General features: G+C 54.6%; 13 protein-coding genes and 3 tRNA genes. 5 read left to right on the top strand and 11 right to left on the bottom strand.

Annotated features, from left to right (window positions below):
• Window positions 1–147 precede the first annotated feature (147 nt).
• From RHM68_RS09540 to RHM68_RS09505, 8 genes are all read right to left on the bottom strand, one after another.
• Window positions 148–420, bottom strand: a complete 273-nt coding sequence (locus tag RHM68_RS09540) for an HU family DNA-binding protein (protein WP_002552737.1) — start codon at window positions 418–420, stop codon at window positions 148–150.
• Window positions 421–568: 148 nt separating this feature from the next.
• A complete protein-coding gene (lon, locus tag RHM68_RS09535) occupies window positions 569–2,965 on the bottom strand; it encodes an endopeptidase La (protein ID WP_322222259.1) in 2,397 nt (798 codons plus the stop codon).
• Window positions 2,966–3,126: 161 nt separating this feature from the next.
• Window positions 3,127–4,410: an ATP-dependent Clp protease ATP-binding subunit ClpX gene (gene clpX, locus RHM68_RS09530; RefSeq protein WP_007946893.1), complete on the bottom strand. Its 1,284-nt coding sequence runs from the start codon at window positions 4,408–4,410 to the stop codon at window positions 3,127–3,129.
• Window positions 4,411–4,522: 112 nt separating this feature from the next.
• Window positions 4,523–5,158 carry an ATP-dependent Clp endopeptidase proteolytic subunit ClpP gene (clpP, locus tag RHM68_RS09525; protein ID WP_201197052.1) on the bottom strand — a complete coding sequence of 212 codons (636 nt, stop codon included), beginning with the start codon at window positions 5,156–5,158 and terminating at the stop codon, window positions 4,523–4,525.
• Between the two features lie 93 nt (window positions 5,159–5,251).
• A complete protein-coding gene (gene tig / locus RHM68_RS09520; protein ID WP_322222257.1) occupies window positions 5,252–6,562 on the bottom strand; it encodes a trigger factor in 1,311 nt (436 codons plus the stop codon).
• 423 nt (window positions 6,563–6,985) lie between these two features.
• Window positions 6,986–7,070: transfer RNA gene (locus tag RHM68_RS09515), tRNA-Leu, on the bottom strand.
• A gap of 54 nt (window positions 7,071–7,124) precedes the next feature.
• A tRNA-His gene (locus RHM68_RS09510) sits at window positions 7,125–7,200 on the bottom strand.
• Between the two features lie 40 nt (window positions 7,201–7,240).
• Window positions 7,241–7,317 (bottom strand) — tRNA-Arg (locus tag RHM68_RS09505).
• Window positions 7,318–7,596: 279 nt separating this feature from the next.
• Here RHM68_RS09505 and folD point away from each other — a divergent pair.
• The 3 genes from folD (at window position 7,597) to pbpG (ending at window position 10,669) form a co-directional block, all read left to right on the top strand.
• Window positions 7,597–8,451: a bifunctional methylenetetrahydrofolate dehydrogenase/methenyltetrahydrofolate cyclohydrolase FolD gene (folD, locus tag RHM68_RS09500; protein WP_322222255.1), complete on the top strand. Its 855-nt coding sequence runs from the start codon at window positions 7,597–7,599 to the stop codon at window positions 8,449–8,451.
• A 539-nt stretch (window positions 8,452–8,990) separates the two neighbouring features.
• Window positions 8,991–9,602: a tyrosine-type recombinase/integrase gene (locus tag RHM68_RS09495; protein WP_322222254.1), complete on the top strand. Its 612-nt coding sequence runs from the start codon at window positions 8,991–8,993 to the stop codon at window positions 9,600–9,602.
• A 128-nt stretch (window positions 9,603–9,730) separates the two neighbouring features.
• Window positions 9,731–10,669, top strand: coding sequence for a D-alanyl-D-alanine endopeptidase (gene pbpG / locus RHM68_RS09490; RefSeq protein ID WP_322222253.1), 939 nt, complete (start codon window positions 9,731–9,733; stop codon window positions 10,667–10,669).
• A 106-nt stretch (window positions 10,670–10,775) separates the two neighbouring features.
• Here the strand turns inward: pbpG and RHM68_RS09485 are convergent, their stop codons facing one another.
• Window positions 10,776–11,504: a peptidase C39 family protein gene (locus tag RHM68_RS09485; protein WP_322222252.1), complete on the bottom strand. Its 729-nt coding sequence runs from the start codon at window positions 11,502–11,504 to the stop codon at window positions 10,776–10,778.
• A gap of 181 nt (window positions 11,505–11,685) precedes the next feature.
• Between RHM68_RS09485 and RHM68_RS09480 the strand changes: the two genes are divergently transcribed.
• Window positions 11,686–11,856 (top strand): hypothetical protein, encoded by a 171-nt coding sequence (locus RHM68_RS09480; protein ID WP_322222251.1) that lies wholly within the window; start codon window positions 11,686–11,688, stop codon window positions 11,854–11,856.
• A gap of 73 nt (window positions 11,857–11,929) precedes the next feature.
• Here the strand turns inward: RHM68_RS09480 and RHM68_RS09475 are convergent, their stop codons facing one another.
• Both RHM68_RS09475 and RHM68_RS09470 read right to left on the bottom strand, forming a co-directional pair.
• Window positions 11,930–12,679, bottom strand: a complete 750-nt coding sequence (locus RHM68_RS09475; RefSeq protein ID WP_322222248.1) for a TerC family protein — start codon at window positions 12,677–12,679, stop codon at window positions 11,930–11,932.
• A 29-nt stretch (window positions 12,680–12,708) separates the two neighbouring features.
• The gene (locus tag RHM68_RS09470; protein WP_322222246.1) at window positions 12,709–12,951 is read right to left on the bottom strand and encodes a hypothetical protein; all 243 of its coding nucleotides are present in this window, start codon (window positions 12,949–12,951) and stop codon (window positions 12,709–12,711) included.
• Between the two features lie 135 nt (window positions 12,952–13,086).
• Here RHM68_RS09470 and nhaR point away from each other — a divergent pair, with 135 nt between their 5' ends.
• Window positions 13,087–13,986: a transcriptional activator NhaR gene (gene nhaR, locus RHM68_RS09465; protein WP_322222245.1), complete on the top strand. Its 900-nt coding sequence runs from the start codon at window positions 13,087–13,089 to the stop codon at window positions 13,984–13,986.
• Window position 13,987: the final 1 nt, after the last annotated feature.

Below are 13,987 nucleotides of genomic sequence, written 5' to 3'. Positions count from 1 at the left end.
TGCGCCTTCTCGTAACTGGCGGAGCGGACCGATGACTCGAACTTGCGAGCCTCGGCGTCTCAAATCGGCAAATTGCTGATTGGACGACCGCTCCGCTGCCAGGTCAGGCATGACCCCGACCCGGATAGGTAAAAACCTGAATCGAACTTAGTTAACAGCTTCTTTCAGTGCTTTACCGGCTTTGAAACCTGGTTTTTTGGCGGCTGCGATTTCCAGCGTCTTACCGGTCTGTGGGTTACGACCGATGCGAGCCGGACGATCGGTTACGGAGAACGTACCGAAGCCAACCAGAACAACGGAGTCGCCAGCCTTGAGAGCGCCAGTGACGGATTCGATCACAGCGTCCAGCGCACGGCCAGCAGCAGCTTTCGGGATATCAGCGGATGCAGCGATAGCATCAATCAGTTCCGACTTGTTCACTCTAAGTCCCCTTATATCTATTTGAGTATGATTCTAAGTTTTTTGGTGAAAGCAAAAACGAGTGCTGAATGGCCTACAGACACTTAAGAGCCGCTTTATAACAAGGGCTCTAAAAAGCTGTCAAGGAAGCCCCCCAGGCAAATCCGTACTAATGCGTGCTAATTCTTTCCTTAGAGTCAGACTCGCGCTTCTCATCCTTTGTAACGATCTCCGGAGCCACATCCGGCAAGGGCTCCGGCGCGTATTGCAGCGCAATTTGCAGGACCTCGTCAATCCATTTAACTGGTTTAATCTGCAGATCACGCTTGATGTTGTCAGGAATTTCCTTGAGATCGCGTACGTTCTCTTCCGGAATGATCACCGTCTTGATCCCGCCACGGTGTGCTGCCAGTAGTTTTTCTTTCAAACCACCGATCGCCAACACCTGTCCACGCAAGGTAATTTCACCTGTCATGGCAACATCAGCGCGTACCGGAATCCCGGTCAATGCCGACACCAGGGCCGTGCACATGCCTACACCAGCGCTAGGGCCGTCCTTAGGGGTCGCCCCCTCCGGCATATGGATGTGCGTGTCGCGCTTCTCGTGGAAGTCCAAGGGGATCCCCAAGCTCTTGGCACGACTGCGGACGACAGTCAGAGCAGCCGTGATCGACTCGACCATCACATCACCCAGAGAGCCGGTCTTGATCAACTGGCCTTTACCCGGCACGACAGCCGCTTCGATGGTGAGTAATTCACCGCCTACCTGAGTCCAAGCCAGACCCGTCACCTGACCGATCTGATCCTGAGACTCGGCCAGCCCGTAACGGAATTTACGCACACCCAGGAAGTGCTCCAGCATCTCGGCAGTAACCTGCACCGAGAAGCGTTTTTCCGTCGCATGCTCTTTGACAGTCTTGCGGCAAACCTTGGCAATCTGGCGTTCAAGCCCGCGAACGCCGGCTTCACGGGTGTAGTAACGAATGATGTCGCGGATCGCCTCGGCATCGAACTCGAGTTCGCCTTTCTTCAGACCGTTGGCCGCAATTTGCTTGGGCGAAAGGTATTTGACGGCGATGTTGATCTTCTCGTCTTCGGTATAACCCGGCAAACGAATGACTTCCATCCGGTCCAGCAGCGCCGGAGGAATATTCATGGAGTTTGCAGTGCAAAGGAACATCACATCCGAAAGGTCATAGTCGACTTCAAGGTAGTGATCGTTGAAATTGTGGTTCTGCTCAGGATCAAGCACCTCCAACAACGCAGATGCCGGGTCACCACGCATGTCGCTGCCCATCTTGTCGATTTCATCGAGCAGGAACAGCGGGTTGCGGACACCGACCTTTGTCATCTTTTGAATCAATCTTCCTGGCATCGAACCGATGTAAGTACGGCGATGACCACGAATTTCCGCTTCATCACGCACGCCACCAAGTGCCATACGAACAAACTTGCGGTTAGTGGCATGAGCAATAGACTCTGCCAGAGAGGTTTTACCCACCCCCGGAGGACCGACGAGGCACAGCACCGGACCACGAATTTTCTTCACACGCTTTTGCACGGCGAGGTATTCAAGAATCCGCTCTTTAACTTCATCCAGACCGTAATGGTCAGCGTCGAGAATGTCTTCGGCACGAGCAAGATCCAGACGCACTTTGCTCTGAGCCTTCCACGGCACTTGTACCAACCAGTCAATATAGGAACGCACCACTGTCGCTTCCGCTGACATTGGCGACATTTGCTTCAGCTTGTTCAGCTCCGCCGTGGCCTTGGCCAACGCATCCTTCGGCAGACCTGCTGCGTCGATACGTTTTTTCAGCTCTTCGATTTCGTTGTGGCCTTCATCGCTGTCGCCGAGCTCTTTCTGAATGGCCTTCATCTGCTCATTCAGGTAGTACTCGCGCTGACTGCGCTCCATTTGTTTTTTGACGCGACCGCGAATACGTTTTTCGACTTGCAGCAAATCGATCTCAGCGTCCAGCAATGCAAGAACGTGCTCGACCCTGGCCGACAAATCAATTATTTCGAGGATTTCCTGCTTTTGCTCGATCTTCAGGGCCATGTGTGCGGCCATGGTGTCGACCAAGCGGCCTGGCTCATCGATGCTGTTGAGTGAGGACAGGACTTCAGCGGGGACTTTTTTGCCCAACTGCACATATTGCTCGAACTGAGCCAGCAGGCTGCGCACAAACACTTCCGACTCGCGCTCAGGCGCGTCGACTTCGTCAATCAGTGAAACTTCCGCGCGGCAGTGGCCGTCCACTTCGCTGAAGCGCTCAACGGCGCCACGCTGTTCGCCCTCGACCAGAACCTTCACGGTGCCATCGGGCAGTTTAAGCAACTGCAGAACGGTAGCGACAGTGCCTACGCGATAAAGCGCTTCTTCACCGGGATCGTCATCAGCAGGGTTTCTCTGAGCCAGCAGAAGAATCTGCTTGTCACCCGTCATCGCAGCCTCGAGGGCTTCGATGGATTTCTCGCGCCCCACGAACAGCGGGATAACCATGTGCGGATAAACCACAACATCACGCAATGGCAGGAGAGGCAATTCGATGGTTGTCTTCATGATTTCGCCTCTACGGCGGCCATAAGGCCGTAAACAGATGGAAGTAAACTTGAAACCAAGATGGGGGCTACCTTCAAAAAAAACAAGCTTAAAGAAGGTGTTAAACCGCGCAAAAAGAAAAGGGGCCCGAAGGCCCCTTCTTTATTCCAGCAGCGTGACGCTTAAGCGTCTGGCGCAGCCTTGGCAGCCGGCTCACTGTTTTCGTAGATATACAGTGGCTTGGACTTGCCTTCGATAACGCTTTCATCGATCACGACTTTACTCACCTCGGACTGAGAGGGGATTTCATACATCGTGTCGAGCAGTACACCCTCAAGAATCGAGCGCAGTCCACGGGCACCTGTTTTTCGTTCCAGGGCACGTTTAGCGACCGATTTCAGGGCGTCGGCCCGGAATTCAAGGTCTACACCTTCCATCTCGAAAAGCTTGGCGTACTGCTTAGTCAGAGCATTCTTAGGCTCAGTGAGAATCTGCATCAACGCAGCCTCATCAAGCTCATCCAGCGTCGCAAGTACTGGCAGCCGACCGACGAACTCCGGGATCAGACCGAACTTGACCAAATCGTCAGGCTCGACTTCACGCAGGGACTCACCGACCTTCTTGCCTTCTTCCTTGCTGCGCACTTCTGCATTGAAGCCGATGCCGCCCTTGGTGGAACGGTTTTGAATAACCTTTTCCAGACCGGAGAACGCACCCCCGCAGATGAACAGAATATTACGGGTGTCGACCTGCAGGAATTCCTGCTGCGGATGCTTGCGACCACCTTGTGGCGGAACGGAAGCGACCGTGCCTTCGATCAACTTGAGCAAAGCCTGCTGCACGCCTTCACCTGAAACGTCACGAGTGATGGACGGGTTGTCAGATTTGCGCGAGATTTTATCGATCTCATCGATGTAGACAATGCCCATCTGGGCTTTTTCCACGTCGTAATCGCACTTCTGCAGCAGCTTCTGAATGATGTTCTCGACATCTTCACCGACGTAACCCGCCTCAGTAAGGGTGGTTGCATCAGCAATGGTGAACGGAACGTTCAGCAAGCGAGCCAGTGTTTCGGCAAGCAGGGTTTTACCCGAGCCTGTCGGGCCGATCAGCAATATGTTGCTTTTGCCGAGCTCGACGTCGTCATTCTTTTTATCACGCTGATTCAGGCGTTTGTAGTGGTTGTACACCGCTACGGCCAAAACCTTTTTTGCACGCTCCTGACCAATTACATACTGATCAAGGATGCCGCTGATTTCTTTAGGCGAAGGCAATTTATGCGCGCTGCTCTCGGCCTGGGCTTCCTGCACCTCCTCACGGATGATGTCGTTGCACAGGTCGACGCACTCGTCGCAAATAAAGACCGAGGGGCCGGCAATCAACTTACGCACTTCATGCTGGCTTTTGCCACAGAAGGAGCAATAGAGCAGCTTGCCGTTGTCCTCGCCGTTGCGGGTGTCAGTCATTCGTTCGATCCAAATCCGATAGGCTTGCAACACAAGATGAAGGCTATTGCGGGCTTTTTCAAGCCCGCTGGTGATCGGAGCAGCCGACCTAGCCTATTTTGAGCTGCTTATTTTAAGCGGGGCGCTGGCTGATCACTTCATCGATCAACCCGTAATCACGCGCGGCTTCTGCGCTCATGAAATTATCGCGGTTTGTGTCGCGCTCGATTTCTTCAAGAGTGTGCCCGCTATGCTTGGCCATCAGCGTGTTAAGACGCTCACGAATGAAGAGGATTTCCTTGGCATGGATTTCGATATCCGACGCCTGGCCCTGGAAACCGCCCAATGGCTGGTGAATCATTACACGCGAGTTCGGCAGGCAGAAACGCTTGCCAGGAGCACCTGCGGTCAACAGGAACGCGCCCATGCTGCACGCTTGACCGATACAGGTGGTCGACACGTTTGGCTTGATGAACTGCATGGTGTCGTAAATCGACATACCCGCTGTCACCGAACCGCCCGGGGAGTTGATATACAGATGGATGTCCTTGTCCGGGTTTTCCGCTTCAAGGAACAGCAGTTGCGCACAGATCAGGTTGGCCATGTAGTCCTCTACCGGGCCAACCAGAAAGATCACTCGCTCCTTGAGAAGACGCGAATAGATATCGTAGGCGCGCTCGCCACGAGCGGACTGCTCGACAACCATCGGGACCAAGCCGCCTGCGGCCTGGATATCAGAGTTCTGCTGAATATACGAATTACGGAACATGCTCTGCAGTCACTCCCAAATAGTTATGTCTTGAATACGCATAAGCCAGCACGAAGGCTGGCTTATGGTGTGTACTTCTTACCGCAAAAACAGTCAGTCGGCTTGTGGAGCTTCGACCGGTTTCACTGCTTCTTCGTAAGAGACCGATTTGTCGGTCACGCTAGCCTTCTGCAGAACAGTATCCACAACTTGCTCTTCCAGCACAACCGAACGCACTTCGTTCAGCTGCTGGTCGTTCTTGTAGTACCAGGACACAACCTGCTCAGGTTCTTGGTAGGCAGAAGCCATTTCCTGAATCATTTCGCGAACACGGGCGTCATCGGGCTTGAGGTCGAACTGCTTGACCACTTCTGCCACGATCAAACCCAACACGACGCGGCGCTTGGCTTGTTCTTCGAACAGCTCGGCCGGCAGCTGATCAGGCTTAATGTTGCCGCCGAACTGTTGAACCGCCTGCACACGCAGACGATCAACTTCGTTGGACAACAGCGCCTTTGGCACCTCGATCGGGTTGGTGGTCAGCAGACCGTCCATAACCTGGTTCTTGACCTTGGACTTAATCGCCTGACGCAGCTCGCGCTCCATGTTCTTACGAACTTCGGTGCGGAAGCCTTCCAGACCCGTTTCCTTGATGCCGAATTGAGCGAAGAACTCTTCGGTCAGTTCCGGCAGCTTTGGCTCAGAAACAGTGTTTACAGTGACGGTAAACTCCACGGTTTTGCCAGCCAGGTCCAGGTTCTGATAGTCCTCTGGGAAAGTCAGGTTCAGAACGCGCTCCTCACCCGCCTTAGCGCCCACCAAACCGTCTTCAAAACCAGGGATCATGCGACCGGAACCCAGAACCAGCTGAGTGCCTTTGGCAGAACCACCCGCGAACACTTCACCGTCAACCTTGCCGACGAAATCAATGTTCAATTGGTCTTCGTTCTGAGCGGCGCGCTCAGCCACTTCGAAACGGGTGTTCTGCTTGCGCAGAACTTCCAGCATTTTGTCCAAATCAGCATCGGCCACGTCAGCGCTCAGGCGCTCGACGGTGATACCTTCGAAACCAGCAACCGTGAACTCAGGAAACACTTCGAAAACTGCGACGTATTCCAGATCTTTGCCAGCTTCGATCGACTTAGGCTCAATAGAAGGAGCGCCGGCCGGGTTCAGCTTCTGCTCAACGACAGCTTCGTAGAAGGAGGACTGGATCACATCGCCTACAGCTTCCTGGCGCGCATCAGCACCGAAACGGCGCTTGATTTCACTCATTGGCACTTTGCCTGGACGGAAGCCAGCAATCTTGGCCTTTTGGGCAGTCTGCTGCAGACGCTTGTTGACCTGAGTCTCGATGCGCTCAGCCGGCACGGTGATGCTCATGCGGCGCTCAAGAGCAGAAGTATTTTCAACAGAAACTTGCATGGATATTCCTCGTTGCACAGACGTTAGCCGGCCGTTTCCGACCCCAGAATCAAGGGCATGCATTCTAGTGGGTCAAACTCAAGAAGTCACCCTACTGAAAACGGGTAAAAAAGCAGCAGGCAATTTTTAGGCGGGGACAAACGGTTGAGCCACGCCCTGTTAGCAAATACAGACAATCAAGCCAGGGCTCTGCACTGACGCTTCTATATAAGAAGAGAGCGGCAATCGATCCCTGACAGCCAACCCCGAAAAGGGATCGACGGGCGAGTCGAGCATCATCAAGAAACACAAATACGACGAAGCGACCCGCCCTTCCAGCCCAAAACCGGCGACTGATTTAAAAAATCCAGACTTCTAAAACAAAAACGGCGCAGCCCTTTGCAGGTGCTGCGCCGTTTTCTGCTATTAAATAGCTGTTTGTAATGGTGCGGACGGAGAGACTCGAACTCTCACACCTTGCGGCGCTGGAACCTAAATCCAGTGTGTCTACCAATTCCACCACATCCGCATCAAGCTTTTAAAGCAAAGGCGCCAGATAAGTAATCTGGCGCCTTTCTAAATATGGGGTGGACGAAGGGGATCGAACCCTCGACAACGGGAGTCACAATCCCGTGCTCTACCAACTGAGCTACGCCCACCATATTGCCATGTTGCGTTACTTGTGCCAAAGCTGCCTAATGGCGCACCCGGCAGGACTCGAACCTGCGACCATCCGCTTAGAAGGCGGATGCTCTATCCAGCTGAGCTACGGGCGCCTTGTTAATCTGTATTCTTGGACGATTACAAACTAAGTGCTTTCAGTCTCGCCGAATCAAACATCAACTCCGCTCGACCTTCTTAACCAGTGCTAGGCTGTGCCCGACAAGTGCGACGAATGTTATAGGTGAGCCTGAAGGTCGTCAACTCTTTTTTAAAAAAAATTCATTTAATTAAAGGGGTTAGAGGAATTTGCAGACCAAGCGCCTTTGCCCTCACCTCCTGACATGCGAGAATGCGTTCTCTTTTTTTCCCCTCTCGATGGTTAATCACGCGCAATGACTGCACAACTAATCGACGGCAAATCGATCGCCGCCGGCCTGCGCCAGCAGATCGCCAAACGAGTCACCGAGCGTCGCCAGCAAGGGCTGCGCACGCCCGGCCTTGCGGTGATCCTGGTCGGCAGCGATCCTGCCTCTCAGGTTTATGTCTCGCACAAGCGTAAAGACTGTGAAGAGGTCGGCTTCCTTTCCCAAGCTTATGACCTGCCTTCTGAAACCACGCAGCAAGCACTGGCCGATCTGATTGATCGCCTGAACGACGACCCGGCAATTGACGGTGTTCTGCTTCAGCTTCCTTTACCTGAACATCTGGACGCGTCCAAATTGCTGGAACGCATTCGTCCGGACAAGGATGTCGACGGTTTCCATCCTTATAATGTCGGTCGTCTGGCACAGCGTATTCCCCTGCTGCGGCCATGCACGCCTAAAGGCATCATGACCCTGCTGGAAAGCACCGGGGTTGACTTGTACGGGATGGATGCCGTGATCGTCGGTGCCTCCAACATTGTTGGTCGACCGATGGCAATGGAATTGCTGCTGGCCGGTTGCACCGTGACAGTCACCCATCGCTTCACCAAGGATCTAGCAGGCCACGTCGGCCGCGCCGACCTGGTGGTGGTGGCCGCTGGAAAGCCTGGCCTGGTCAAAGGCGAGTGGATCAAGGAAGGCGCGATCGTGATCGACGTTGGCATAAATCGCCAGGAAGACGGCAAACTGGTCGGCGACGTCGTGTATGAAACCGCCCTACCCCGCGCTGGCTGGATCACGCCAGTGCCGGGCGGCGTTGGCCCGATGACTCGCGCATGCCTGCTGGAAAATACGCTTTACGCAGCCGAGACGCTGCACGACTGAAGCCACCGGCTACGTCGCACACAAAGAACCCCGCCATTGGCGGGGTTCTTTGTTATCAGTCCCAGTCGATTGGCCTGGTCTCAAAGGACCACCCTGAGATTCGCAAAAGTACCCACCCGGCAATAGCAAGGACACTGCAAAAAGCAGGCGAAAAAAACCGGCGAGGCATTAAATATTTTTCATATTTACCCCCTGTACAGCAGGCGCCTAGCGCTTTCGTAGCACAACCGCCCCATCGGTTGACGACATTGTTGAGGTTGTAGCCCTGGGCTTCGACGTGGACCTCGAAACTGCTCGCGCCTGCCGGTGTGTCGTTCGGCCCGAAATCCCCATCGCCAGAAATCGACGGAGTATTCGCCGACCTTTTGGCTGTCGCGAAGCAGCAGGACATCGAAGCCTACGCCGCAGCCGAGGCAGCGCGCAGCCGTCGGCCTTGAATGCCATGAAGCGCTCAAGAACATGGCAGCGACAGTTGATGCCGACTTCACCGATATGAACGGCACCAGCGACGACCTGAATCAGGCCGAGGAAGCGGCATAGTGAGAACGGAACTTCAGGGCACTGACAAGTGGCATGCCGACCGGTCTGGCCGTATCACAGCCAGCCGATTTAAAGATGTAATAGCCTGGAGCAAGCCTGACAAGAATGGGAAACGCGATGAGATCGATCTGGAGAAGCGCGTAGCGCATGTCTGCCGGATCGTCGTAGATGGGGTTGTCGAGGAGCGGACGAAGACCAAATATGCCCGCAAGGTCATGCTCAACAGCCGAGCGATGCATACGCTGACTGAAGCGAGAAAGATTGCTGATGCCCGACTGACGCAGCACCATCGCAAACGCAAGGAGGCGCCCTATGTGTTTCCGCCATCGGGCGGATCAGAGTTTATGCTTTCGTCGTCAACACCCGGCGGGCACTTCGCCAAAGCCTTGGAGGTTTTGAAAATGGAGCCGCGAAGCCAATACAACTGCCGTCACACCTGCGCTACGATGTGCCTCATGGCCGGGATGAATCCCGCATTCATCGCTGGGCAGCTTGGGCATAGTGTCCAGGTGCTATTGTCCACTTACGCTCGGTGGCTGAGCTCCACCACCGACTGGTCAGAAGTCGGGAAGCTGGAAAGCTGGATTGGTACAAAATTGGTACAACATTAAATATCTTTCACTTTTAAGCCTTTGTTTACAGGCGCCTATCGTTTTCGTAGCACATACTCCTAAAATGCTTCGTTTTTAAGAAATAGCCCGTTACAAAACGGCATATCCATCCTTATGAGTTCGCCCGCGTGAAAATCCGCCTTTCCATCCTTAGTCTATTTTTTGCATTTTCAGGGACTTTCATCACGCCAACGATCAACGCCGCTGAAACCACTGCGGCGCCACGAGACACCTCACAGCTGAAGATTGCTTCCGGCAGCGCCTTGCTACTGGATCTGCAGACCAACAAAGTGATTTATGCCAGCAACCCGGACGTGGTTGTGCCGATCGCCTCCGTCAGCAAGCTGATGACGGGCCTGGTGGTGGTCGAGGCGCGACAGAATATGGATGAATACATTTCCGTCGATATCAGCAACACCCCTGAAATGAAAGGTGTGTTCTCCAGGGTAAAACTCAAGAGCGAATTACCACGCAAAGAAATGCTGCTGATTGCTCTGATGTCTTCAGAAAACCGTGCGGCGGCGAGTCTGGCCCACCATTACCCTGGCGGCTATGTCGCATTTATTGCTGCGATGAACGCCAAGGCTAAAGCACTGGGCATGACCAGTACGCACTATGTCGAACCCACAGGGCTCTCCGAACATAACGTGTCTACCGCTCGCGATCTGAGCAAGCTGCTGGTAGCAGCGCGCAAATATCCGCTGCTGACTCAACTGACCACCACCAAAGAAGCGACTGTGTCGTTCCGTAAACCCAATTACACGCTGGGCTTTCGCAACACTGATCACTTGGTCAACAAGCCTAACTGGGACATCAAAATAACCAAGACCGGCTTCACCAATCAGGCCGGTCACTGCCTGGTATTGGTGACCACCATGGGCAATCGCCCAGTGGCGCTGGTCATACTCGATGCGTTTGGCAAATATACCCACTTCGCGGACGCCAGCCGGATCCGTAGCTGGGTCGAAACCGGCAAGAGTAACAGCGTGCCCTCGGTGGCCCTGCAATACAAAGCCGAGAAGAACCTAAAGAATCGCCAAAGCGGTGTAGTAGAAGCGTCCAAATAGTACGAAGCATTGCCATGGAGAGCCCCGATGATTCGGGGCTTTTTTGCCTGCTTAAACTCAGAGATCGACAACGTACATAGCTGCCAGGCAACTGGCGAACAACGCCTTACGGCGTGTTCAATGCCTTGGTCGCACGCGCAGCCGCCTGTTCCTGACCTGCTTGAGCCAGATCACTGGCAGCCTTTAGCCAGCGCTGGCGATCAACCTGGGCCGGAATCTGGTTTGGCTTCTGAATCAGTACCGCCCAACCGCCGGCGTCCTTGAACGACGATTCAAATTTACCGAACCCCATCAACAGTCGTCGATTCATCCCCGCGCGCAACAGCACCGTCTGCTTTTGCCGATTGTACCCGGCAAGAATGGCGTACCGCGGCCCTCCCCAGAATGCAGAACCTTCGGTATAGCGCACCATCACTTGATAGCCGGCCGCCACTTGTGTCAACAGCGCAGGCAAGTTGCTGTCCAGTGGATAGACGAGCATGCCGTACTCCCTGGCCAGGCTCTGCATGTTCTGCTGCAACTGGTCTTCGGCATCCGGCAAACGAAGAGGTTTATCGAGCAACCCCGGCGTGATCAAGATGCCTTGCTGCGACAGCATGCTGGCCAGCACCTGCGGCCCGCTTTGATGGGTATCCCCCCTATAGAACGTACCACTGAGTTCGACACGCTCCGGCAAACGCTTGATTTCAGGTGCCACACTGCCCGCGCACCCCACCAGAACCACGACACAACCCGCTGCCAAAAGTGCAGCCCGAATTCGAGACAATACCCGCACCATCATCACTCTCTTGTTCAAACGCCAGGCATTCGCGCTCCCGGCTTGAGCCTCGATCATAGGATGCTGCGCCGTAACGGTATAGCCTCTCAAGGCAGTTGTTTGCATTCGATAGAGCGAACGGGTTGGTGGCAGGCGACCTTTGGTCAATAGCCTGAAACACAGCAGCGACTAGACTGTCAGTTGAAAAGAGCCACTGACAGAGTATGCATGCCCGCAGCAGGGCAAAGAGGAGGCACTGATGAGCCTGACAATGACCATCGTATTATTGATTTGCGGCTGGCTGACTGTTGCCGCTGCCATGTTGTGGGGCGTACTGCGTATTAGCCGTCGGCACTATCATTCGCCTGCGCAATCGATGCCTGCGTCGCAAACCGACACCCCAGCCGCCCACCGCGCGACTGCACATTAAGGGACTGAATACTTCCAAAAAAAGGCCGCCAGGACTCTTGAGTGTACTGGCGGCCTTTTCGTTTTCTCGCCCGTTAAGCTTCAGCGCTCACACGCTTTTGCTTTGCCCGACGCGACATGATGTTTAACACCTCAATCGTCGCCGAGAACGCCATCGCCGCGTAAACATAGCCTTTGGGCACATGGGCGCCAAAACCCTCGGCGATCAGCGTCATGCCAATCATGATCAAGAAGCCCAACGCCAGCATCACCACCGTCGGATTGTCGTTGATGAACCTGGCCAAAGGCTCAGCGGCCAGCAACATCACCAGAACCGAGACCACCACGGCGATAATCATGATCGGCAAATGCTCGGTCATGCCAACAGCGGTAATAATGCTGTCGATGGAGAAGACCATGTCCAACAACAGGATCTGACCGATCGCGGCGGCAAAACCTAAAGTCACGCCGGACGCAGCAGACTTCGGATCATCCAAAGCCGGGTCCATGCTGTGGTGGATCTCGGTGGTCGCCTTCCACAACAGGAACAGGCCACCAGCGATCAGGATGATGTCTTTCCATGAGAACGTCTGGCCCAGTATGTCGATCACCGGCTCAGTCAACTGGACGATAAACGCGATCGTACTCAGCAACGCAAGCCGCAAGATCAACGCCATGCCGATGCCGATGCGCCGAGCCTTCTCACGGTGTTGCGCCGGCAATTTGTTGGTCAGGATCGAAATGAAGATCAGGTTATCGATGCCGAGCACGACTTCCATGACGATCAGGGTGGCCAGGGCGACCCAGGCGGTAGGGCTTGCAGCGAGTTCTAAGAGGTATTCCATGGGTCAGTCCTGAATCGTTGTAAGAAAATTTAGATTTTTTGGGGCGATGATTCGGTTTTTTCCGACTCTTTAGCCGGTTGATCTTTCTTGCTGATCAGTCCGCCAGAGGCGTCGCTGATCGCTTGCTCTGCGGCTTTGTGCGTATCGTCGATGGCTTGCTTGGCGGTTTCAGCCGCCTTGCCCATCAGCTGCTGGGCGCTTTTCTCGGCTTGCTCGCAGCCCGCCAGAACCAGTAAAGACACAATCAACAGCGCCGCGGATTTGAACTTCATGTTGGTTTCCTCGATAGAGCAGAAAGCGCCGGAAAGGCGAACCGGCGATAGGGGCGCATTCTAGAGAGGCAAACACTTCAGGGAAATTCGTATTTTTAGCGGTTATACTTCGTTTTTTACGAAGTGTTGATCACCATGCTCAATTATCGACAACTGCACTATTTCTGGGTAGTGGCCAAGACTGGCAGCATCGTTCGCGCGTGCGAGCAGTTGAACCTGACACCGCAAACCATCAGCGGGCAGATCTCATTACTCGAACAAACCTATAGCACAGAGCTGTTCCAGAGGGTCGGTCGACAACTGGAACTCACAGAGGCCGGACGTCAGGCCCTGCCATACGCTGAGCAAATGTTCCAACTGGGGGGCGAACTGGAGTTGATGCTGCGCGCCCAGCCCAATGAGCAGCAGATCCTGTTTCGGGTGGGGGTCGCGGACGTAGTGCCTAAATCCATCGTCTACCGCCTCATCGCGCCGACCATGGAATTAAACGAGCCGCTGCGCATCACCTGCCGCGAAGACAAGCTGGAGCGTCTGCTCGCTGACCTGGCGATCCAGCGCCTGGACCTGGTGATCTCTGACAGCCCAATGCCCTCGCACCTGGACATCAAGGGCTACAGCCAGAAGCTTGGCGAGTGCGGCATCAGTTTTTTTGCCACTGCCGCGCTGGCAGCACGCTACGGCGATGATTTCCCGCGCAGCCTACACGGCGCGCCCCTCCTGATTCCAGGGCCGGAAACGGTGATACGAAGCCGCTTACAGCGCTGGTTTGCGGAGCAGAAAATCCAGCCGCAAATCATTGGAGAGTTCGACGACAGCGCGCTGATGCAGGCCTTCGGTCAATCTGGCAGCGGCATTTTCATTGGCCCGAGCGTGATTGCCGAGGAGGTTAAACGCCAATACGGCGTGGAGTTGATTGGCCAGACCGACGCGGTGACTGAGTCGTTCTATGCCATTTCGGTGGAGCGCAAGGTCAAGCACCCCGGCATTGTGGCCATTACCGAGGGCGCCCGACGCGAACTGTTTACTGCGATGTAAT

It is taken from the genome of Pseudomonas sp. DC1.2 (assembly GCF_034351645.1).
Classification (GTDB): domain Bacteria; phylum Pseudomonadota; class Gammaproteobacteria; order Pseudomonadales; family Pseudomonadaceae; genus Aquipseudomonas.
This window is presented reverse-complemented; position numbering and strand designations above follow the sequence as displayed.